General features: G+C 35.6%; 17 protein-coding genes, 1 pseudogene and 1 riboswitch. Of the genes and pseudogenes, 2 read left to right on the top strand and 16 right to left on the bottom strand.

Features of this window, described 5'->3' with window-relative positions:
• Nucleotides 1-40 precede the first annotated feature (40 nt).
• The 3 genes from ACSU6B_RS06490 to ACSU6B_RS06480 all read right to left on the bottom strand — a co-directional run bounded on the left by ACSU6B_RS06490 (nt 41) and on the right by ACSU6B_RS06480 (nt 3,114).
• Complete coding sequence (locus ACSU6B_RS06490; protein WP_410883725.1) at nt 41-838, bottom strand: rhamnogalacturonan acetylesterase; 798 nt, start codon at nt 836-838, stop codon at nt 41-43.
• A gap of 236 nt (nt 839-1,074) precedes the next feature.
• On the bottom strand, nt 1,075-1,872 hold the full coding sequence (locus tag ACSU6B_RS06485; protein WP_410883723.1) for a hypothetical protein: 798 nt from the start codon (nt 1,870-1,872) through the stop codon (nt 1,075-1,077).
• 243 nt (nt 1,873-2,115) lie between these two features.
• Nucleotides 2,116-3,114, bottom strand: a complete 999-nt coding sequence (locus ACSU6B_RS06480; RefSeq protein ID WP_410883720.1) for an asparaginase — start codon at nt 3,112-3,114, stop codon at nt 2,116-2,118.
• Between the two features lie 180 nt (nt 3,115-3,294).
• Between ACSU6B_RS06480 and ACSU6B_RS06475 the strand changes: the two genes are divergently transcribed.
• Complete coding sequence (locus ACSU6B_RS06475) at nt 3,295-3,636, top strand: helix-turn-helix domain-containing protein (RefSeq protein ID WP_410883718.1); 342 nt, start codon at nt 3,295-3,297, stop codon at nt 3,634-3,636.
• A gap of 32 nt (nt 3,637-3,668) precedes the next feature.
• Here the strand turns inward: ACSU6B_RS06475 and ACSU6B_RS06470 are convergent, their stop codons facing one another.
• The 12 genes and pseudogenes from ACSU6B_RS06470 to ACSU6B_RS06415 form a co-directional block, all read right to left on the bottom strand.
• A complete protein-coding gene (locus ACSU6B_RS06470) occupies nt 3,669-6,050 on the bottom strand; it encodes a polyprenyl synthetase family protein (RefSeq protein ID WP_410883716.1) in 2,382 nt (793 codons plus the stop codon).
• 349 nt (nt 6,051-6,399) lie between these two features.
• A complete protein-coding gene (locus tag ACSU6B_RS06465) occupies nt 6,400-7,359 on the bottom strand; it encodes an aldolase catalytic domain-containing protein (protein ID WP_168243114.1) in 960 nt (319 codons plus the stop codon).
• Between the two features lie 295 nt (nt 7,360-7,654).
• Entirely contained in the window at nt 7,655-8,026 is a 372-nt protein-coding gene (locus ACSU6B_RS06460; RefSeq protein WP_215003404.1) for a hypothetical protein, read from the bottom strand.
• Between the two features lie 323 nt (nt 8,027-8,349).
• The gene (locus ACSU6B_RS06455; protein WP_410883714.1) at nt 8,350-9,714 is read right to left on the bottom strand and encodes an amino acid permease; all 1,365 of its coding nucleotides are present in this window, start codon (nt 9,712-9,714) and stop codon (nt 8,350-8,352) included.
• 164 nt (nt 9,715-9,878) lie between these two features.
• A riboswitch (glycine riboswitch) is annotated at nt 9,879-9,959 on the bottom strand.
• A 530-nt stretch (nt 9,960-10,489) separates the two neighbouring features.
• Nucleotides 10,490-11,287: a DUF2935 domain-containing protein gene (locus tag ACSU6B_RS06450; RefSeq protein ID WP_410883712.1), complete on the bottom strand. Its 798-nt coding sequence runs from the start codon at nt 11,285-11,287 to the stop codon at nt 10,490-10,492.
• A 239-nt stretch (nt 11,288-11,526) separates the two neighbouring features.
• Entirely contained in the window at nt 11,527-13,071 is a 1,545-nt protein-coding gene (locus ACSU6B_RS06445; protein ID WP_410883710.1) for a response regulator, read from the bottom strand.
• 13 nt (nt 13,072-13,084) lie between these two features.
• Nucleotides 13,085-14,824 carry a sensor histidine kinase gene (locus ACSU6B_RS06440; RefSeq protein WP_410883752.1) on the bottom strand — a complete coding sequence of 580 codons (1,740 nt, stop codon included), beginning with the start codon at nt 14,822-14,824 and terminating at the stop codon, nt 13,085-13,087.
• Between the two features lie 15 nt (nt 14,825-14,839).
• A pseudogene (locus ACSU6B_RS06435) lies at nt 14,840-14,983 on the bottom strand (carbohydrate kinase); the annotation flags it as partial.
• Between the two features lie 64 nt (nt 14,984-15,047).
• The gene (locus tag ACSU6B_RS06430; protein ID WP_251033045.1) at nt 15,048-15,665 is read right to left on the bottom strand and encodes a carbohydrate ABC transporter permease; all 618 of its coding nucleotides are present in this window, start codon (nt 15,663-15,665) and stop codon (nt 15,048-15,050) included.
• Between the two features lie 293 nt (nt 15,666-15,958).
• On the bottom strand, nt 15,959-16,849 hold the full coding sequence (locus ACSU6B_RS06425) for a carbohydrate ABC transporter permease (RefSeq protein ID WP_410883708.1): 891 nt from the start codon (nt 16,847-16,849) through the stop codon (nt 15,959-15,961).
• Nucleotides 16,850-16,953: 104 nt separating this feature from the next.
• Nucleotides 16,954-18,288, bottom strand: a complete 1,335-nt coding sequence (locus tag ACSU6B_RS06420; RefSeq protein ID WP_215003413.1) for an ABC transporter substrate-binding protein — start codon at nt 18,286-18,288, stop codon at nt 16,954-16,956.
• A gap of 31 nt (nt 18,289-18,319) precedes the next feature.
• Complete coding sequence (locus ACSU6B_RS06415) at nt 18,320-19,447, bottom strand: glycoside hydrolase family 172 protein (protein ID WP_410883706.1); 1,128 nt, start codon at nt 19,445-19,447, stop codon at nt 18,320-18,322.
• A gap of 462 nt (nt 19,448-19,909) precedes the next feature.
• Here ACSU6B_RS06415 and ACSU6B_RS06410 point away from each other — a divergent pair, with 462 nt between their 5' ends.
• A complete protein-coding gene (locus ACSU6B_RS06410; RefSeq protein ID WP_410883704.1) occupies nt 19,910-20,464 on the top strand; it encodes a MerR family transcriptional regulator in 555 nt (184 codons plus the stop codon).
• 298 nt (nt 20,465-20,762) lie between these two features.
• Here ACSU6B_RS06410 and ACSU6B_RS06405 read toward each other — a convergent pair whose 3' ends face one another.
• Nucleotides 20,763-21,683, bottom strand: a complete 921-nt coding sequence (locus ACSU6B_RS06405) for a patatin-like phospholipase family protein (RefSeq protein ID WP_410883702.1) — start codon at nt 21,681-21,683, stop codon at nt 20,763-20,765.
• Between the last annotated feature and the right edge of the window lie 66 nt (nt 21,684-21,749).

The raw sequence follows: 21,749 nt of genomic DNA, 5'->3' as shown, positions 1-21,749 counted from the left end.
ACTATCACATGATAGTTCCTCACTTAATTTTTTTTCTTCCTTATTTCAAAATGTGATTACAAAGCGGTACTAGCTTTGATTCCTCGATGCCTTCAAGCACAAGACGGGCAGTCTTCTCAGCACCAGCCTCCTGGAAATGAGTGTTATCTTGAACTCCATCTGGATAGTTAACATTCTCTCCGGCATCAAGCCAAAGGAAAATATTCTTCGTTTCTTCTGGTCCAACCTTCTCGAACAATGCCTTGCTTTTGGCAGTAAGGTCAATGACAGGTACATTTTCTTCCATTCCAAGTTCCTTCATGGCAGCAGGATACTCCCCGTGAGTATCACGTGCACTTCCATCTTCAGAAAAATGCCGGCGTTCCACAGGTGTCACTAGAACAGGAATGGCTTGTTTAGCGCGTGCACCGTCAATATATTGTTTTAAATAGCTTTTATAGGTTGAATAGGGCTCAGTATATCGAGTTGGATCCTCTTTTTTTTTATCATTATGACCAAATTGAATAAACAGATAATCCCCCTTCTCCATCTGATCTAAGATTGATTTGAGTCTCCCTTCATCAATAAAACTTTTTGTACTCCTGCCAGATGAGGCCTCATTTTTTACGGCAATCTTATCATCGAAAAACCGATTTAAAACCTGTCCCCAGCCTGCCCTGGGTGCTAACGATATGGAATAATCAGAAACAGTCGAATCTCCGGCCAGATAAACGGTAATTATGTGTTTGTGTGTGTTTTCGTTATTTGTAGCTCTAGCAAAGAAATTTCCAAAAATTAAGACGGGAACTACTAGAAACAAGAATACCCATAGCATTTTTTCCTTAAGCTTTTGCCTCATGATGTTCCTCCCAAATGCTAACTACTTTAATATTAATAATATTAGTTAGATCATACTTAATGAGCGAAAAGACCTCTTATCATTCTTCCTTCTTAATAAATTTTTTATTTAATTTTTCTTGTTTCTAAAACTTATAGCAAGGACAAAAAGGTCGTCAATAGGGGAATTGGCGTCATAAGATATGAAAAAAGATTGGGTTCGGTCGTCAATAGAAGTTATTGACAATCGAACCCAATCTATTTCAATTTGATACTATTTCTAAAATAATCATAATCGGTTTTAATGAAATGAAAGGCTGTTGCATTACCACCGTGATCTGGGTGAGTTATTTTTAATAATTTTTTATATCTGGTTAAAACTTCTTTATCGCTCGCCATTTTTGAAAGACCTAATTTTTGACGATAATCATTCGTGTTAGGTGAAGAAGGGGGAACGTCATTTGTCTTATCAGTACTTCTTTTGTTTCCTTTAAAAAGTTCTTCTTTTAATTTTAACAATTCATTAGTTAAATCAATATTTTCTTTAAGTAATTTCTTGGTTTCCTTTTGTAATTCACTTTTCTCATTCTTTAGGTTGGCAATTTCTTTATTTAAAATATCTCTTTGCTTAATTAAATTGGTTACAGACGTCTTATGTAGATGTTCAATCCCTTTTATATGTTCATCCTGTGCTTTTATTCTTATTTTCAATTGGTGGACGACCTTTTCTTGATCTGACGGACTAATTATTAATTGCTTTGAATCAATTTCATTTTGCTGGTTATTTGTTTTCCGATTTCCAGTCCCCACGGTTTGAATCTTACCTTCACGCAGCAAGCGACGAACAATTTGAAATGCGATGCTATCGGTTACACCTGCATCCTTTAACATGTTAAAAACTTGATCTGAATTCTCAATTATGTATCCTGAATCCCGTTGTCCTGTTCCCTCGTAGTTAATCTTTCTTTCACGGAGCCACCGTCTAACCGTTTGAATACTAGTATCTTCTGTGACTCCTGCTTCCATTAACAAATCAAAAGCTTGATCCGTGTTCACGATCTTCCTTCTTTCCTTGCATTTATTATTTATACTATAGGAGTAAATATATAAAGTGAATGGATAAAAAAGACTATAATAGAAGTCCACTAGAGAATAGAATTTGAGTGAGCAAGGACACTTTCAGTACCAATTTCCTAGTTGTTTTTTGGAGATGTTTATTCTAATAAAAGGACGTAATTGATTCATACAAACAGCCATTCGTAGCAATGAGACCGTTCAAATAATTAAACGGTCTTCATTCTATTTTTCGTTATCAGTTGTTAAATCCCAGGAAATAGGAGTTTCCATAATCCTCTTTACTTCTTTACAATCATTTGTTTTTCCAAGCGCCCACATAAGCTTAGAAACAATAGCTTCGGTGTTCATATCACCTGATAGTGTGACATTATATTGTGCTGCCTTCCTTCCAACCTCATAGAGATAAAGGTCTTCCCCTTCCTCTAAGCATTGAGTAGTAATGATAACGGTTATACCAGCCTCAGTTAATTCTTTAATCTTAGGTAATAAGTTACGGTCCTCAAATGGAAGTCCCCCATTACCAAAACTTTCAATAATGACGCCTCGATAGCAAGTTTTCACAAAGTCAAATACTTCAGGCTTCGTCCCTGGAAACAATTTTAAAACAAATACATCAGGAGAAATACATGTATCTACACTTAATTCTTGATGCATCTTCTCCGGTTTGAAATAGTAATTAACATTGTCCCCAGTTATATATGCAACATAAGGATGGTTAATACTTTCAAAAGCGTCATAACTTTTCGTTCTAATTTTGACTGCACGGGTTCCAATTATAACTCGTCCATCAAAGACAACAAAAACCCCACCAATATCTTCACAAGCAAATCGAATCGAATCAGCAACATTTTTTACGGCATCGGTTCGACTAAAGCTAATTGGAACTTGGGATCCAGTTACCACAACAGGTTTTTGTAACCCCTGCAGCATATAGGATAATCCTGAGGAAGTATAAGCTAGTGTATCAGTGCCATGAGTAATGACAAATCCATCATACATAGTGTAATTATCGGCTATTGCATTTGCCATCATAACCCAATGTTCTGGTTGCATATTTGTACTATCTCTATTCATAAGAATTTTGCACGTTACCTCTATAGATTCAGATACATTCAGGCAATATCGGAGTAATTCATCAGGAGACATTCCAGGAACTAGACCTTCATTGCCCTCCACCGATGCGATTGTTCCCCCTGTTGCAAGTAATAATATTTTTTTCATCCTTATCCCCCGCTTTACTTTTATTTCTGCCCGTACGCGTTTTGCGAATGAATATAACTGATTATAAAGCTATTATGATAATAAAATCAATCATTGTTTTCATATCGCGTATATATTTCTTTTTAATCGATTTTTTCTATGATATAATCAAGCAAACAAACATGGGGGAAGGGAACGAGAGTGTTAAAACGATTAGTAAACCTTAGAAAACTTAAAAAGTGGTCAATGCAGGAAACAGCCGATCAGCTGGGCATTGCCAAAAGTACCTATGCAGGCTATGAATCAGGGTATAGAGAGCCTTCTTTACATGCTTTATCTCAAATGGCCGAACTATTTGATACATCAGTTGATTTTCTCTTAAATCGGGTCGACGAAGAAAAAATACAGGTTGAATTAAACAGCATTTTACAGTCGGGTAACAGTTTAATTTATCTCGATGATATACCATTAACTGAAGAGGAACTTTGTGATTTTATTGCATTTGCCAGGACAAAACGTCAAGTCAAACAAACAATGGTTTAAACATCTTCTAAATATAACAATATGACAAACTATTAATGGTCGCGGTTAACTATATAATTTAATAAATGCTTCAGAAAAGTGATATTGCGTGGCATCTCTTGCAACGCTTCCATCGCTAGACAGTACTGTTCCCACATCTCTTTTCTAGCACCATCCTGACCTAGGATTGACACAAAAGTAGAGCTGTTGTTTTCAGCATCTTTGCCAATCGGTTTTCCGAGTAAGATCTGATCTCCTTCCACATCAAGCAAGTCATCTTTTATCTGAAACGCAATACCAGCATGTTGGGCGAATTTTTTCAAAGCATCCATTTCGTACTCCTTTGCATGAGCAAGGATTGCAGGCATGATCAGGGAAGCTTCAAATGCTATTCCGGTTTTATAAAAACACATCAAATTCAATTGTTCCAGTGTCAATTGTTTCCCTTTAGAATCCAAATCCATCGCCTGTCCCTTACACATAACCGCTGTCATTTGAGCTGAGTATTGGATCAAGTTAAGCACCGCTTTCGAATCGAATTGGTCAAGAGAGGCTTGTTCCTCAATAGCCTTTTGGGTAAGAAACAGTCCAGTTAATTCTGCGATGGCAATGTTATAAACCGAGTGTAGCGCTGGACGGCCCCGACGGGTTAAAGAATTATCCTGTGATGGCAAATCATCGAAGATTAAGGATGCGGTATGCATATATTCCAATGATTTCAGTAGTGGCACGATTGCAGATTGATTAAGTCCAAATTCGTTAACGCCCATGACCCAGGTCATTATTGGTCTCAATCGCTTCCCGTCACCTTCCAGACTGTAATTGGCAGCATCAATTATTTGCTCAACTTCTTCGATTTTAGGGATTTTTAAGATGTGGTTGATCTCCTTACGAACAGTTTCAACAATGTCTAAAAACCCTTCCCGCTCTTTCCGTTCATTTTTCAGAGTGGTAATCATATGGTCACGAAGTAGTTTATCAAAGAAATCGACATCATCAGCTTTCCGAACCATATTTTGAATCACACGATTAAATTTTGGATTTCCTGAAAAAAATAGTTTCATAACTTCGTTGTATTTTTCAGTTCCCATTCGTTCTTTAAATCGCTTCAGGCCGTTTATTGCACGATCGAGAATCACCTCACAGGCCTTGCTATCTGAGTGATACACCTTATGGATCAAATTGGAGATGACCGTCCAGTATAATTCAAAGGGATTGATAAGATCGATTCGCTTATCATGATATTTCAGATAATAGGTATAGGGGGTTACCCTGCCCTCCTTCAAGTCTTCATACATATCTGCAAAATCATCCGCAAGCTGGTTGTATATGCCATAAAAGAATGTTCGGGTGTCAAAGCCTTCATCCTCCGGAGCACTAATAACTGAGCGGACAATCAATCGGGAAGAAGAGGATTTTAAAATGACCGGAATGTATAACTCTTCATTCGTATAATTTGCGTTGGATAGATCCTTTACACGGTCCACTTCCTGTGAATTGAAAAACACATAGGCCTGCTCGAAAAATTTTTTGCTGGTGTCTGGACGCAAATGAGATTTAATATACTCAAAGGCATCGCGGAGTTCTGAATGAATAAATCGGATCAGGTTTACGTTATTCCCCGTCCACTCACCCAATTCCGGCACAGTTCCTGTGATAAGGGTGGTACGAATTAAATCGGAATATTGTTTTTCCTCATTGGCAGATAAGACTTTGGCATCGAGAAGATCGTCAATAAATGGATAGGTCAAACCATAGCAATAGCCTAGCCTAATAGCATCATCAAGTTTCTGCCTTCTTTCTTCAGGCGATACCTCATCGCCCAACTCTTCCACCTCATGCATAATTACCCCAGCAATAATTTTAATGAGCTTTCGCTGAGCATTCTCAGCATCCATTCCCATTGGAATATTGGATGATACAGTCTTTAATTTGTTTAGTAACCAGATCATCGTGGACTCGATGCCTTCCTTCTGGGCGATTCGATACAACCCGGCCATGCTAAACGTCTCAGTTTTGACTCCGCTGTTTGTAGCAAAAGACTGTGTCAGGTTATTTTTTAAACTGTTAACTACACGCCGTATCCTGGTCTGTGTCTCAGCTGAGTCCAAGGCTTTGCCTAGGTCCCGCATGAAAATATAGGAAATACTGCGATCCAAGTAATTATCAAGTTTGCCGGTGTAATCGAGCCATTGGATATATTTGTTATACCCTTGAGTATTAGGTTTTCCTTTTCCACGTGAAAAAAAGGATAGGATTGAATGATGATGAATATGGTTGTGTTTCCAAGATTGAATATCTTTTGTTAGGACAGGAACAAAAGTCTTTTGCATGACCTGTTTATTAAGTGATTTAAAATAATGTGCAGCCTTCTGCTCAGCTAGCTGATAACATGCATCGGCATTTTTTATTAACTCCTCATCCATACTGTACATTACCTCTTCTTAAGGTTGTCTTATATATGTTTTGCAATATAATTCAAACCGAGATGATAAATCCAAGCGTTTTTCTTTAAAAACTATCAAAATATATTTATTTATAATCATAAAATAACATCTTTAGACTCAAAAAGTATAATATTTCCTTTCATATTATAATTCCGCGCATAGTAAATAATACCTTCATTAATCTTTTCTTTTTTAACTTGGCTGTTGATGTCCGCTCCAGGCGCTTCGCTTTCCGCTCCAATCAACTTGGCTATAAAAATCAACAATGACCTTTAACACAGCCATTTTAATTAATAAAAAAACACCTCAAATATAGAGGTGCTTTAAGCAATTTAACCTATTTTAAAGTTGTAGCCACTGTACTTTCAGGTGATGTTACCTTGTCATAAAAATCCACGAATTGATCGCGGTCAGCGCTATCACGGTAAGCCATGGCAACACGTGGATGTTCATTAAGAACACCTGAAATCATATAAGGAATGATATAGCCCCACTCCCACTTTTCACGCATTTCGAGCATGTGCTTCTCAATGACTCCAAGAACCGGCTTAATCTCATAGCTTGATTTTTGGATGTAGCTAACAAGAAGTTCTGTGTTACAGTTACCTGCTGCCCGACCCATGCCATATACAGACGAATCGAGATATGTAACCCCATTTCGCATCGCAGTTAATGTATTGGCAAAAGCTAACTGCATATTGTTATGTGTGTGAATTCCAAGCTGTTTGTTAGGGATCAACGCTTTGAACTTTTTCACTTGGTGCTCGATATCTACAGGGTCTAAGCTTCCAAAGGAATCAACGATATAGACCACATCTACAGGGCTTTCCTTCACCAATTCAAAAGCTTTAATCAGCTGTTGTTCAGGAACACTTGATAATGCCATAATGTTCAGTGACGTCTCATATCCCAAATCATGGAACATTTGGACAAGTTCTAAGCCTTTATCTACTTCACGGATATAGCACGCTACTCGAATCATATCTAAAACACTTTGTTCACGGGGTAGAATATCATTGGGATCTACACGGCCAATATCAACTAAAGCCGATAGCTTCGTGAACTTTTTGACAGGGATAATTTCTTTCAGGAAGTTATCGTCAAGAAATCGCCATGGATTGGGCTCAGTCGCTTTAAGAAGCTTTGGAGAATTTTTGTAGCCAATCTCCATGTATTCAACTCCAGCTTCACTTAGGCCGTTATACAAGTCTTGAACAAATTCGACACTGAAATCCCAATTGTTAACTAATCCTCCATCACGAATGGTACAGTCTAAAATTTTACTACGAGTTTCCATGATCGTCATTTCCCCCTGTTTATTCTGCTTTTCTCATTATTATTTCATACTTTTATGCATTTAAGTACTAAATTTTCTTATTGTGTTTATATCATGGTTTGTCAGAGGGTGTCAACCTATTTCCTGAAAATTCTTATAATCAAATAATAATAGTATATACAATATACCCTTCACTTTTGTTCCTGTATTTTGTGCAGGTATGGTTACTTTGTAGGTTCCGTATTTAATTCCTATTTGACGAAATGAAAAGGCATTGGCTTTATTAATACCAATGCCTTAGTTAAAAAAGGAGGTCTTAGGACCAATGATACAGTTTTCCCTGCCTGCTAAATGATTGACTGAGATCCTTTAATGTGTAAACTCTAGCCGTTAAGAGAAATAAATCATTGTAGTTATTATGGATGTATTCATCAATAATCTCGATTCCTTCTATAAATTGATCAACTAAATAATACGTGTACTTTTCATCCCAAGAAAACTTATTGATTCTTAAAAGTTCATCTGCTATTATTTGAAACTTAAACTCCTCAATTAGGAGTTTTATTTGAAACAATTTATCCGGATTATACCTAAAGCTGTTTTTATTTTCATGGCTTTTCTGAACATATTTTATAAAACCCTTGATATTTTCAGCCAACATATTCGCTTTTTGCATCTCGAATTTCAATTTGTCCTCTCCTCAACGTCTAATTTCCAACCCATCTTTAAGAAGAGTGTATGTTTGGGGACGTTATAATGACACCAACAATACTATTTATCACGAAAAAGAGACCTTAGAATTAAAGAATCAGGAAAAATTAGCGAACAATCTCCATAAAAAGAAGGCACAAATCCAATTTGGTTTGTAGCCTCAATTTAGTGTAGATTTTATTATTTTATGAAGAAGCTATAAGAGTCAATTCACACTGCTTTAGATAAAGTAATGATTTGATCTTGATTATCTTTTCTTTTTTTCAAACTAATAAGTTTACTTTTGCCTTCTTGGCCTCTCTAGCGCAGATATTCTATTATTTTTCCCTTTGTCCTTTTAAATGAATACACTATGAATAAAAGAATGAACCATAATGGTGTCATTAATAAAGCGACACGAGTTGATTCTGCAAATAGCATAATAATGAGAATAAATGCAAATAACGTGAGAACAAGATAATTAATAAATGGTGTAAACGGTGCTTTAAAAATCGACTTTTCATGTAAATCTGGGCGTGATTTCTTATATCGCAGATGACAAATTAAGATAATGCTCCAGACCCAAATAAAACAAATTGCACTGATCGTTGTCACGATCCCAAATGCTTGTCCTGGAATCAGCTTACTTAAAAGAGCTCCGACGGATAGAACAAGTGCAGATATAAATAATGCGTTACTCGGTACATGATTTTTATTTAATTTAGCAAAATTCGCTGGTCCCTGTTGATGATTACTTAAATTAAATAATATACGGCTCGTTGAAAACAATCCACTGTTACAGGCAGACGCAGCTGATGTTAAGACGACAAAATTAATAATTCCTGCAGCAATCGGAATACCAACTAAACTAAACGTTTTTACAAAAGGACTGTTTGCTGTATTCAGTTGCGTCCATGGATTGATGCATAAAAGGATAATAAGTGCTCCCACATAGAAAAACAGTATTCTTAAAGGTATTTTATTTATTGCAGATGGGATATTTTTTTGTGGATTGGATGTTTCGGCTGCTGATACACCTACTAATTCAACACCTACAAATGCAAATACAACCATTTGAAAAGAAAGTAAGAAACCTGATATTCCATTCGGGAAAAGACCACCATGGCTCCATAGATTTTTTACTGTAACCGTTCCTGAATCTGTTTGAAATCCAATAATTAACAAAATGACTCCTATGATGATTAAAGCAAGAATGGTGATCACTTTGATTAAAGCAAACCAAAACTCTAATTCCCCAAATAGCTTTACTGTTAATAAATTTAGTCCCAATAATAGAATTAAACAGACTATTGCAGGTACCCATTGTGGGATATCGAACCAATATTGCACATATACACCAACAGCAATAATATCAGCCATTGCTGTCATAATCCAACAAAACCAATACGTCCATCCAGTTACATAACCAGCCCAAGGTCCAATATAATCCTCGGCGAAGTCCGTAAATGATTGATAGCCCTTATTTGATAAAAGAAGCTCTCCTAATGCCCTCATTACAAAAAAACATGCGATTCCCACGATTAAGTAGGCAAAAATGATAGATGGACCTGCTAACTGAATGGCTTTTCCTGAACCTAGGAATAAACCTGTACCAATCGTACCTCCAATCGCAATCAGTTGTACGTGCCGATTTTTTAAATCTCGTTTTAATTCTTGTTGTGCCACTTCATTTGCCCCCTCATTAGTAATAATTTCCTTTGTTCACTTTGTGAAGATATGAACAAAGTGTTAAACTCCATGAAAAAAGAGATTGGAATTTCTCCAATCTCATCGGTCATAAGAATAACAAATAATATCCATTACTCTTTTGTCAGAATAACAAATAAAACTCGTACTCTTCTGTCCTTTTGCCTGAGATTGTGAACCCTTCGGCGCCGCAGATTTCCTGCGGTCTCTCCAGAAGCTGCTCCTGCTATAGTTTGATCCATAGCAATCATAGCTTGCTTAGTATGTAATTTATGTTGAAGAACAAATGGTTCAAAATCCCCAGCTAAAAAAAGTTATGCATTTTTACATCTTATCTCACAAACTAAATTATTGTTAAATAATTTCTAATTTTAGTAGTATTCAATCACTTTGTCAATAATTAATTTCAGAGAATCTAGATTAATGGAGAAACAAAAAATGAACCCACTGCAAAAGATTGGGTTCATTTTTATCGCAATCGTTGGTTCTGCATCTTTAATCTCCTAGTACCAAAAAATATTGAATATGATTTGCTGAGATGGGCGTAATCGCCATAACACGATATCCGATACTCAGTAATTGCGACAAAGTTTCTGCGCAATTTTGACGTGGAGGCTCAAACGGAGCATGGAAACTTTTATAAAGATTTATTAATTGATTATTGTTTGTACAGTGAAGCAAGATCACATGTCTACCAGTCCATGCTTGACCGATCATTGGTTGTGGTTGTGTTTCCCTTTTATTTCTCATTGAATTATTCCTTAAGTCGAGGTTTAGCAGGATCACATTTGGGTGAGTCAAGATTTGCCGATTCTGCTAATTTCATAAGATAATAACATTCTTCACGATACATATGATCCGCCATTAGGGGGGCGAATGTTCCTAATGCTTGCTTACTTAGTCTGAGTTCTTCTATTTCATGTAGAAAATTTTGAAATAATTTTATTTCTAACTGGCTGTCTGAATTCATTTTTGATAAAGCAGGGAACGAAGTCAGATTAGTTCTTAAATATCCTGCTAGTTCAACTGATTTCAAGTAAAAATCTTCAAAACTCTTCCTAAATGTATTACTTTTCTCAATGAGTTTCTTTTCAACACTATCTAAATTAGAGGAAATTGCCTCTGAATGACCTGCAGCATCTAATAACCATAAAAGATGATGATGTAGTTCATGGTAAACAGGAGGGGCTTCCCCTGCTTTTAGGTGTATTAAAATTCTTAAGTATTCCTCTAATTCATTGACCATATGATTAATAAAGGTTGGCGAAAGGTGAATTTTTATTTTCCCTATCAGATGTTTACTTAATAAGTCCAATTTAAATTTACGTAATCTTATAACCTCTGTTTCAGCTTCAATTGTTAATGGCACTAAATCTGAGGAATTTGCACGCTCCAGAAGTTTGTCAAAAACTCGGATAAAAGATGATGCCTTCTCAATTTCCTCTTTTTGAACAGGTGCAAGAGCTTCGAAAATAAACCTCGAATGATCACCTAATATCTGGAGCCAAAAACGGTGTTCAAATTTTGCTGTTCTTTCAAGGACATCATTCATGTTTATTCCTCCTAGAAAAAAATACCCACACTATTTTGATGTTTATTCTTTTCAATTGGTTCTTATGAACAAAGAAGGAAAATTCACTAAAAAATAAGTCTTGCTGCCATTTTTGTGAAGATGTTTCGTAATCTCTTCTTTCGTCGATTCATTTTCCCTTCGCCTCCGATGGCTTTATTGAATTATTTACAATTACGCACATTCATAGGTGGACTCCACAAATAACACTCCACCAACATTTACTTTAGTATGTGTTGTGAACGGTAGAAACCTGGGGTTGTTCCAATATTTTTCTTGAATACTTGATTAAAGTATTTTTGATTTTCGTAGCCTACTTGTTTACAAATTTCTGATACTTTTAAATTTGAGCTTCTTAGTAATTTCTTGGCATTATTCAATCTAACATTTGTAATATATTCAAAGATGGTGTTACCAACTGCCTTAGAAAACAAACTGCACAGGTACGCAGGGTTCTTATGGAACAACTTACCTAAGTCATCTAAAACGATGGGTTCCTTATAATTAGTATTTATGAAACTTTTTAAGTCGAAGATTAGTTTTTCATTATAGGACACGTGGTTCTCCTTTAAAAATTCAGTTGATTGATCAATAAATTGTTCAAGCCAATCTCTGATTTCTTCCAAAGACTGTAATAGATTTAACTCTTCGTATAATAAATATCTTTCGCCACCACTTTTATTTACTTCATATTCACTTTCAATATATTCCAAAAAATGATTAACTATTTTAAAACATACATATTTTGATTTTTCCGGGGACAGGTTACTCTTTTTACAATCGAGAAAAACTTTGGCCATGAAAAGATTCATTCTGCTAAGAAGATTTGGGTTTTTTTCATTAAAAAATTGATTAATTTCTTCGATAATACTGTTTCCAAATGAATGATTAAAAGTTTCTAATTCTTTATAATATGTTATTAACTGGTTTGAAAAAATCCCATTTTTCAATGCTTCTGTTGCCTCACTGTATGCTTTCTTTATTTCCGAAATATTTTCATATACATTGCTGATTCCAACAATCGGTTTTAATTTGATATCATGAAAAATCAATGACACAAGATCATGAACCAAGTCATTCCTAATCTCTAAACTGGAATTGGAAAACATGATTACAATTTGACTATCAATCGTATAAATGAAACTCTCAATTCCCCTGTTTTCCAATAGATTTTTCATACAACCTAATGGGACCTGAAGTTTTTCAGTCTCTTTTGAATCATCCCATGTAAACCCTTTCAATCCGATGTTTAAAAAAGAAAAACGATTTAATTTTTGGTCTATTTCAGGGTCAACAAATCTATGTCCTAAGATGTAATCAAGAACACGCTTTTCTTCTAATGCAATTTGATATTCATTAATCCGTTCAGTTGTTTGTTTTTCATTTTTTATTTTTTCAAGTTTTAAAATGGCTTTTTTAATAGAACAAACAATTTCATCCACCTCAATTGGTTTGACCAGATAGTCAATTGCCTCGAGTTGAATGGCCCTTTTGGCGTAATCAAATTTTGAATACCCACTAATTATGATAAAAACAGTTTCTAGATTAAGATTCTTTGTTTCTTTTATTAAATCCAATCCATTCATTTTTGGAATTCTTATATCGGCTAAAACAATGTCAGGCTTTTTGTTAATAATTTCTTTAAAGGCTTCTTCTCCGTCAGAGGCCGATCCTACAATTTCAATGTGATGTTCCTTCCAGTCAGTTGCAGATTTCAAGCCTTCAATTACAATTTTTTCATCATCAACAATTAAAAGTTTATACATAATAGAAAACCCCTTAAAAATTGTCATGGATGATTCCGTCATTATTCAGGCCAATCTTAAGATAAACGGTCGTTCCCTTTCCTATTTCACTCTCGATCTTTAATCCATATTCTTTTCCATAAAAAAGTTTCAATCGTTCATTTATATTTTTCAAAGCATAACCCTTTGTGTTAATATCCACCTCGTTCATGTCAAAACCTTCTCCGGTATCACTAATCTTAAAAACTAAACCGTCATGCTGTTTATAGCCTTCAATCATGATGGTTCCTCTTTCCTGTTGTTCTAAACCATGGTAGACAGAGTTTTCTACAATGGGCTGTAACAGCAATTTAATGATTTTTTCTTCCATGATTTCAGGTTCGATATTAAATGTATAGATGATTTTATGGTCGAAACGAATATTTTGGATATCCAGATAACTTTTAACTTGTTCCATTTCATTTTTAACAAAGGTAATATGATTTCCATCATTTAATGTAAGTTTAAAGATTTTTGACAAATTAATTGCAATTTTTGCAATCTGCTTCGCTTTTAACTTCTCCGCCATCCAAAAAATAGTGTTCAAAGTATTATATAAAAAATGCGGATTAATGTGGCTTTGCAGGGCTAATAGCTCTGCTTCTTTTTCCTTAATTTGTGATTTATATAACCTTTTGGTTAAATCATTATTCCAGTTATAAAGGTGAACAATTCGGTTCCCAATTTGTCCAATTTCATCCTCATTATTAAAATGAATACCTACTACAGTCTCTCTCTTTTCCATTTTTTCAGTAACCATTCGCAGCAAACTTAACTGTTTTGTAATTCTCCTAGTTATAAATAAGGCTATGATCAAGGACAATATGAGCGCTAACACTAATAAAGTGATCGTTATTATTCGAAGTTGATTTACCTCACGAACAATATTTTTATATGGGATAATACTTACAACATCCCAATTGGTTTTCTTGTTTGTATGATAGTTAAAGAAATATTGCGTTCCATTCATCACTTTTTTAATTGTCCCGCTTATACCACGCCCTTGAATTATTTTAGCTACCTGAGAGGGAGAGAAACTATGATCACTACTCGAGAACAAAATTTTATCCCCATCTAACACCAAAATATCTCCAGGAGGATTACTATTTTTAAACATATTCTCGAAATAAGATTGATCAAGATCTATAAGTACTAACCCCATTTGTTCCTTCGTTCCAAGGTCTCTAATATTTCTACCATAAAGTAAAGAATGGTTACTATCTTTAACAAGTTTTAAATCACTACCATTTAACCATTCACCTTGCCATTGGCCATTAATCAAATGCGGATAGATATTGGACTTTTTTATTGTTTGATAGATGTTATTTTTAATATTCCGTTCCCCACGGTTTATTTTCAAAAAGCCGTGATTTTCATTACCAACATAAATGGCATTAATAAAAGGATTGTTTACTACCGTTATATTATTTAGGTTTTCTAGGGATGAAGTCTCTAATCTGTATAACTTTGGATCTGTTTTTTTATAAGTTAAATATGCATGAATTTCATTTGAGAGAAAGATGCCATTAGATACATTTTCTACATTGCTTACAAATGCATTTATATTCCAATCGACAATATTTAAAAAGTTATTAATGGTTGTAGATACTTTATTTTCTATTACTTTATTAAAATAAATGAACGTAAAAGGACCAATAACAAGTAAAGGTATAAGAGCTGAAAACAAAGCTAATAAGATAATTTTACGCTTGATTGGAGAGTCGATAAGTCTCATTAGTTTAGGCATGCTAGGAATACCTCCTTTTCTTGTGACAGATATGGAAGCAACAGCATTAGCAAACTTTTCCATTTCAACCACCTCAATAAACTTCAAATAGGAAGGATATACATTATATTCTATTAATTTATGAATAATCCCTCCTAAGAAAGCATCACCCGCTCCAGTCTAAAAAATTTTAAGCTTTGAATATGAATTCCACTATCGATTATAAAAAAAGTTATTCTTTAACAGCTCCTAATGTCATACCGCTTACAATGTAACGTTGAACGAAAAAGGAAAATATCATTACAGGTAGACTAAATGAGATGGCAGCAGCTGTCATTGGCCCTAGATCAAGATTATAAGCTGTTAAAAATTCTGAAATTCCTACTGTAGCCGTTTTTGCTTTCGTACTGGTCATAAGTAACGAGAACAAGAAATCATTCCATGCCAACATAAAGGTAAAGATAGCTGTTGTGGCCAGTCCAGGGAGTGAAACAGGAAGAATAATGCGTATAAAGGAACCGATCCAGCTGCATCCATCCACCCTAGCCGCTTCATCAAATTCTTTAGGAACCGAGTCAAAAAACCCGATTAATAACCAAATGGCAAACGGTACATTCAAGCTGGTATACACCAATATTAAGGCCAAATGGGTATCAATTAAGCCCATACTTTTTATAATCATATACATCGGTATAGCAATACTAATCATTGGTACCATTCTTATCACTAAGGTAAATAACAAAAAGTAATTTCCAGTAATGGAAGAGAACCTGGAGATTCCATACGCAGCCATTGCACCAAAAAATACACTTAAAATGGTACTAGCGCCTGCAGTAATTAAGCTATTCAAAAAATATTTCCCTATAGGTAAGGTATTTAGCATGTTTTTATAATTTTCTAGCGAAAATTTCGAAGGCCATAACCTCGGTGGTGCAGTAACTGCCTCGGCGGATGGTTTTAAGGACGTTAACAATAGATAGATATACGGACCTAAGAATAATAAAGCCAGCAAACATGTGACCAAAAATATAATCATCGTCCATATTTTATGTTTATAATAAAAATTAGTGATCCAAACCGGTTTTCCTACCATTGTTTCTTTTATTGGCATATGGGCCATTCTATCTTTCACCTCTCTTATCTTTATCCATGTCTTTTCCTAGGAGACCACATTTTTGTAATGAAGAAAGAACTTAGGATTAATAAAATGATTATAAAGATTACCGCCATTGCACTAGACTGCCCGACTTCTCCATAACGAGTTAATGTCTTATACATATATGTACTTAGCACTTCAGAAGAAAAACCTGGTCCCCCTTGTGTAAGCACCCAAACAATATCAAAGGTTCTTGCAGCATCAATAATACGAATTAGTAATGCTACTGTTGCTACCGGAATAAGCGAAGGAAACGTAATGTAACGAAACTTATGCCATTTATTAGCCCCATCTATTTCAGCAGATTCATATAAACTAATGGGGATTCCTTTAATACCTGCTAATAATACGAGCATTATGAAAGGTGTTGTTAACCAAATATCTGCAATAATCGTAGAATAAAGTGCAAAACGGGAGTCGGATAACCAGAGTATTTGATGTGGGTCAGAGAGGAGTCCTAGTTTATAAAGCCCCCAGTTGATGATGCCGAATTGATCATTAAGCATGAATTTCCAAATTAATCCTGTTACTAAAGGTGCTAACATTAGCGGGCTTAACAATAGTGTCCGAATAAATTGGCTTCCTTTGAAAGCATTACTTAGGAGTAATGCAAGGATCAGACCTAAGATAAACTCGATACACACCGCTACTCCTATATAAACCACTGTGTTCCAAAGTGCTTTTAAAAATCGTGAGGAAGTCAACGAGCTTGTATAGTTAGCAAAGCCGACAAATTCTCTTAATGAAGGATTTATTAAATCTATCTTATAAAAACTATCTCTGAATAAAAGTAATATTGGATAGACTAGAAACACCAACATAAAGATACCTGCAGGAAAGAAAAACATGGTCGATAATGCCCCATTTTTCATTCTCATGAAATCCACTCCTTTCTATTAATCTTTTAAACTATATTTTTTGGATAAGAACCTTTTCATGGAATAATGGGCCCATGAAAAGGTTCTATCAAAACATATTCATTTTATTGTGGCGGCAATAGATCTTTTATTACTCCCGCTGCCCAATCAAGTGCCTCCTGTGGTGTCTTTTCTCCTGAAAGTGCATATTGCACGGCTGGGATGAGTGCTTCACTTTCAATTTGCTGCCATTCCTTAATAGCAGGTCGATTTTGAGTTTGTGGTCCGCTTAATGTTGTCATAAGCGGTTGCAAATGCTCATAACCATTTTTCGTGCTATAATTTTCAAAAACAGATTTTCTGGCTGCTACTCCCAATGATTTCATAAATAGTTCATTCTTATCATAAATGAAGTTCAGGTACTTTTTGGCGATCTCCTGTTTTTTTGAAGAACTTGGGATAACCTGATACCATGGACCTGGTACTGCACCTATTCCTGCTCCTCCACCGATCATTGGGGCACTTCCTACTTTTCCTGCCACCTTTGATTGTTTTGGGTCATTTGAAGGGACATAAAAGTGACCCCATGCTAGCATCATTGCAGATTTTCCATTCCAAAATAGCTCAGAAGTTTCAGCAGATGCCATTTCAAGTGCTCCTGCTGGGACCGATTGATCCTTCTTTAAAAGGTCAACTAAAAATTGTAATGAATCAACATACGGTTTCGTGTTTACAAGAACTTTGCCATTATCACCAACTACCAAGGGTTTCGCACCTGCTTGAGCAGCATGATCAAGCCAGCTAGCTACTGCATCCCCATTGTTCGCACCAAATACCGTTGTTCCGTACATATCAACTTTTTTATCATTATCGGTATCTCTAGTAAAAAACTTTGCTGTATCTCTATATTCATCCCATGTTGTTGGCGGATGTAAATCATAGCCATATTTTGCTTTGAAATCAGCTTTATTCTTTGGATCTTCGAATAGATCTTTCCGATAGATTAAATTTTTTGCATTCGTCCATACAGGCATTCCATAAACTTCATTATTATAGCTTCCGCCTTCTACTAGACCTGGAAATAAATCATTTTTAACGTCATCTACGATTAGATCATCTAAGGGTAAAAGTCCACCAGCAAGAGCAGGAAACCAAAGAATATCAATGGTTGCAACGTCGAAAGCTCCTGCTTGTGAAGCTACCTCAGCTTTTAATTTGTCATAAACTCCGGTATAGGGAACCGATTCAATTTTCACTTCATACCCTGTTTTCTGTTTAAATTCGGCTGCTGTTTCTTTTGCTACCTTAAATGCCGGGCTTCCCCCTTCAACAAGAACAGTAATGGATTTATTGTCACCTTTTGTTTCTGAACTTCCTGTTTTTTCTTCCGAACATCCCGATAAAAAGACAGATAATACTAAAAGTAGAGAAATAATCGTTAGAATTCCTTTTTTCTTCACCCTTTACAGCCCCCTTAATTTTTGATTTAAATTATCGATCCCACAACCCATGTTCTGGCCATCTTCTAGGAAGGCGTTCTTTTACTGGAGGAAGCTCCGGAAGTGGTTTATGAGGCTCCAGTTGATACCAATAAGCAACACTAGAATAATCATTTCCTTGATCATTTGCGTGGCCATGCTCTATCGTTGCGCGAATCGATTTGTTAAAACGGATTGGATCTTCGATATGGAAACGGTATAGGCTCCATTTTCCAAAGTGCTCTTGTACATCGCTTCCTAAAGATACGCCATGATAAGGACCGGCATATTCTCCACTAGGGAAACCCCATGCTGCATTAAAGTAGTCTTCTGTCCCTGTACCATGGAGGGATGGCGGCCATTGTTCTCCATCAATGAAGAACATATCATCACCTTCGCCTGGCCATGTATACTCTTGATTGGAGGCATCAAAATTATCAATGTTTAATACGCATCCAACATAATGCCCTTTCCCCTCAGCATCTAGAATGACATAGTTTTCATCACCCGTTGTATTTTTACCTGGAAGGTCCCATGGTGCCGGGTTTTCAATATCACTGTTAAACACTACCTTTTCACAAGGGTTTTCACGGTTCCAGGTGGCATGAAATCTTCCAAGATCATCCGGAATTTGTTCCTTGCTGTCATATGATTCATAATTTACATAATAAAACAAATTCTCTATTTTTTCTTCACTTTCATTGATTAATTGAATTTTAGCACCATCAGCAAATGGCATTGGAAAATAACAGTTCATTGATGCAGCAAATGGTCCTTTAGGCCCTCTTTTCTCACCCATGATCATACTCAAAGGAAGGGAAACATAGTGCTTACAGGTTGCATGCCCTATTCCAAAAAAGTCACCAAAAGGAACTCTTACACTTGGATTTTCCTCCCCATCCCAATACATTTCTAGGACAAGTTTCCGTAAATATTGTGGAGCATAGCATCTTGTTGTCATCCAAATATGTTTTATACACCCAGCTCCTTTGATATCAGCCATTACTGCAGTTGTACCAGGTTCAACTTCAACAAAATCTCTATTTCCCCCTGTTCGGTCATAGCTTGATTCACGTTTTGAACTTGCATTCTTAATAAATGGTAATCCCCCTAATGGGCTATTTGGTTGCCAAACATTCATTGATCATGTCCCCCTATTTTTTAATCATTAAAAAAATTGATACCGGTTACATTTTTGAAGTAAACATTCTTAAATTTATATTTCCTTTTGCCCCCTATAAGATTTTTTAAATCATCTTTACACTTTTTATTGTATTTTTTATTCTGTTTTTTTTAAATTCTAACTTTTTTAGAAAAGGTTATATATATTTAGAACTTTTATCATAATCATCCAAATTAAAAGATCCACAAGCAATTCGGTATGGAATATCCAGAGATTCTTCTAGCTGTTCTGAGTATCGGTCAAAATCTTGAACCGATTCACCATGGTTTATTGGTTCACGTTGTAAACGTTGTTCCCGTTGATATGGTTTAGACATTCCTTCCATATTGTGCATGACCTATACTTCATTCAGAAAAAAATTCTAATAAAAAAAGGAATTCACAGCGTTTTATAGAAGTGTTAAATTGGAGGTGTAGTCTTATGACGATAATATATTCACCTAGTGACGTACAGGAATTGCTTGGAATTGATGGTAGTACATTACGGAAGTATGCCATTCTCTTAGAAGGTCATGGGTATCAAGTTCAGCGTAATAATAGAGGACATCGAACCTATATAGATAAAGATGTTATCACTCTCCGGAAATTAATTGAATTCAGTAAGCAAGAGGGTATGACGATGGAACGTTCAGCCGAGGCAGTGATGACATGGACCTCTGAAGAATATAAAACGGTAACCTTTACGGAAGTGGTGCCGTCACAGACAACTAATGACGGGGATATTGAGCAAAATACTAACACTAAAGAGCTATTTGATCGTATAGAACATTTGGATCAAGTAAACTTAGAATTAATCAAACATTTGAAGGAGAAGGCAGTACGGGAAGCTAGGCAAGAAGAGAAGATTAATCTAATTTTGAAGTATGTAGAACGTATGGAGCAACTGGAGAAGGAACGAAGTAAAATGATTGAGGAAGAAACCAGAAAGCAAATCGCAGTCGCCGAGCAAAGGAAATGGTGGAAATGGTGGAAATGAGAAAAGCCGTGCTTAGAATAGCATGGCTTTTTTTACAAACATAAGTCAAACAATGAAAATCTTTTTCTTTTATTAAAAGAAGTTAACAGTTCATTTAAAATGAGGAATATCGACAACTTTTTTAATATACCTTGTTTATAATGACTTAAGTATGGAAGTGTAAAAAATCGAGGAGGAAACTAATGGAAGTTCTACTCTATATCAGTACGTATCTATTAGGTGCTCTTGCTATTGTGCACCTGATTACATTCACTTTTAATCTATTTTCTAAATAAAGTTTGAGTAATGGCCTTTTCAGCTACTTATTCTTTAATCTTTGCATTCTTTTAACCTTATATTGCTCAAAATCCCACTTCGATAAAAATTCTTTTGTAGAAGAATAGCCTGACATATAGAGAAAATCGATTTCAGCCGGATCCAATTCAAAATCTGTAGCGTTGATGTCACCAGTTGGAATTTGAATGGTACGTTCAATCGTCTCTTTGTTCAAATATCGTAGATCATGGGCTTGAATCATCGTTTTAAATATATTTTTAAAAAGGTGGAGGGGCGTTGGTATTACCGGATCTATGTTAACTTTATCTTTCACAAAACGGAAACCGAACGTTGGAAACCGAGGGTTTTCCGTATCAAATATCCATATTGGAAAGTTACTTAGTAAACCACCATCTAAAATGTAGGACTTTTTACGGTCTTTTGATTTCCAAATAACCGGACGGAAGAAAAATGGGAGAGAGGCACTCATCATAACTGCGGTTGAAACCTTAAAATCAGCAGGAGTCATCCCATACCGATCCAAATCATCTGGCAAAACAAGCATTTGGCCATTCGTAACATCAGAAGCGATTATCTTCAATTTTTCCTCTGGTAAATCCGCAAATGTCTTAATTCCTTTTTCTATAAGAAGTGAATCCATCCAGATTTCCAAGTAATCGTTTTTATAAATTCCAAGATGAATCATTAGTTCTAATAAGCTACCAAAAATCGGAATTCGATTCAAGTACGTTCTACCTCGTAGCTTTGAAAAATCTAGTTTGCTCAAATGATCTCTAATTTCATAGCTTTTGTAGCCGCTTGCCAAAAGAGCAGCGATTACAGCTCCTGCTGATGTTCCTGCTAATCTTTGCCATTCTACTTTTTCCTCTTCCATTGCTTGAATCGCTCCAATAAAAGCAATTCCCCTAGCCCCACCACCTTCAAAAACAGCATCCGCCTTCAATTTTTTCCACCTCACGAGTAATATATTTTAAAAAGCTAAGATAGTTTATTAACGACGAAAAATCCT

It is taken from the genome of Neobacillus sp. C211 (assembly GCF_051842875.1).
Taxonomy (GTDB): domain Bacteria; phylum Bacillota; class Bacilli; order Bacillales; family Cytobacillaceae; genus Neobacillus.
The sequence above is the reverse complement of the archived record's forward strand: the minus strand, read 5'-3'. Positions and strand labels throughout refer to the sequence as shown.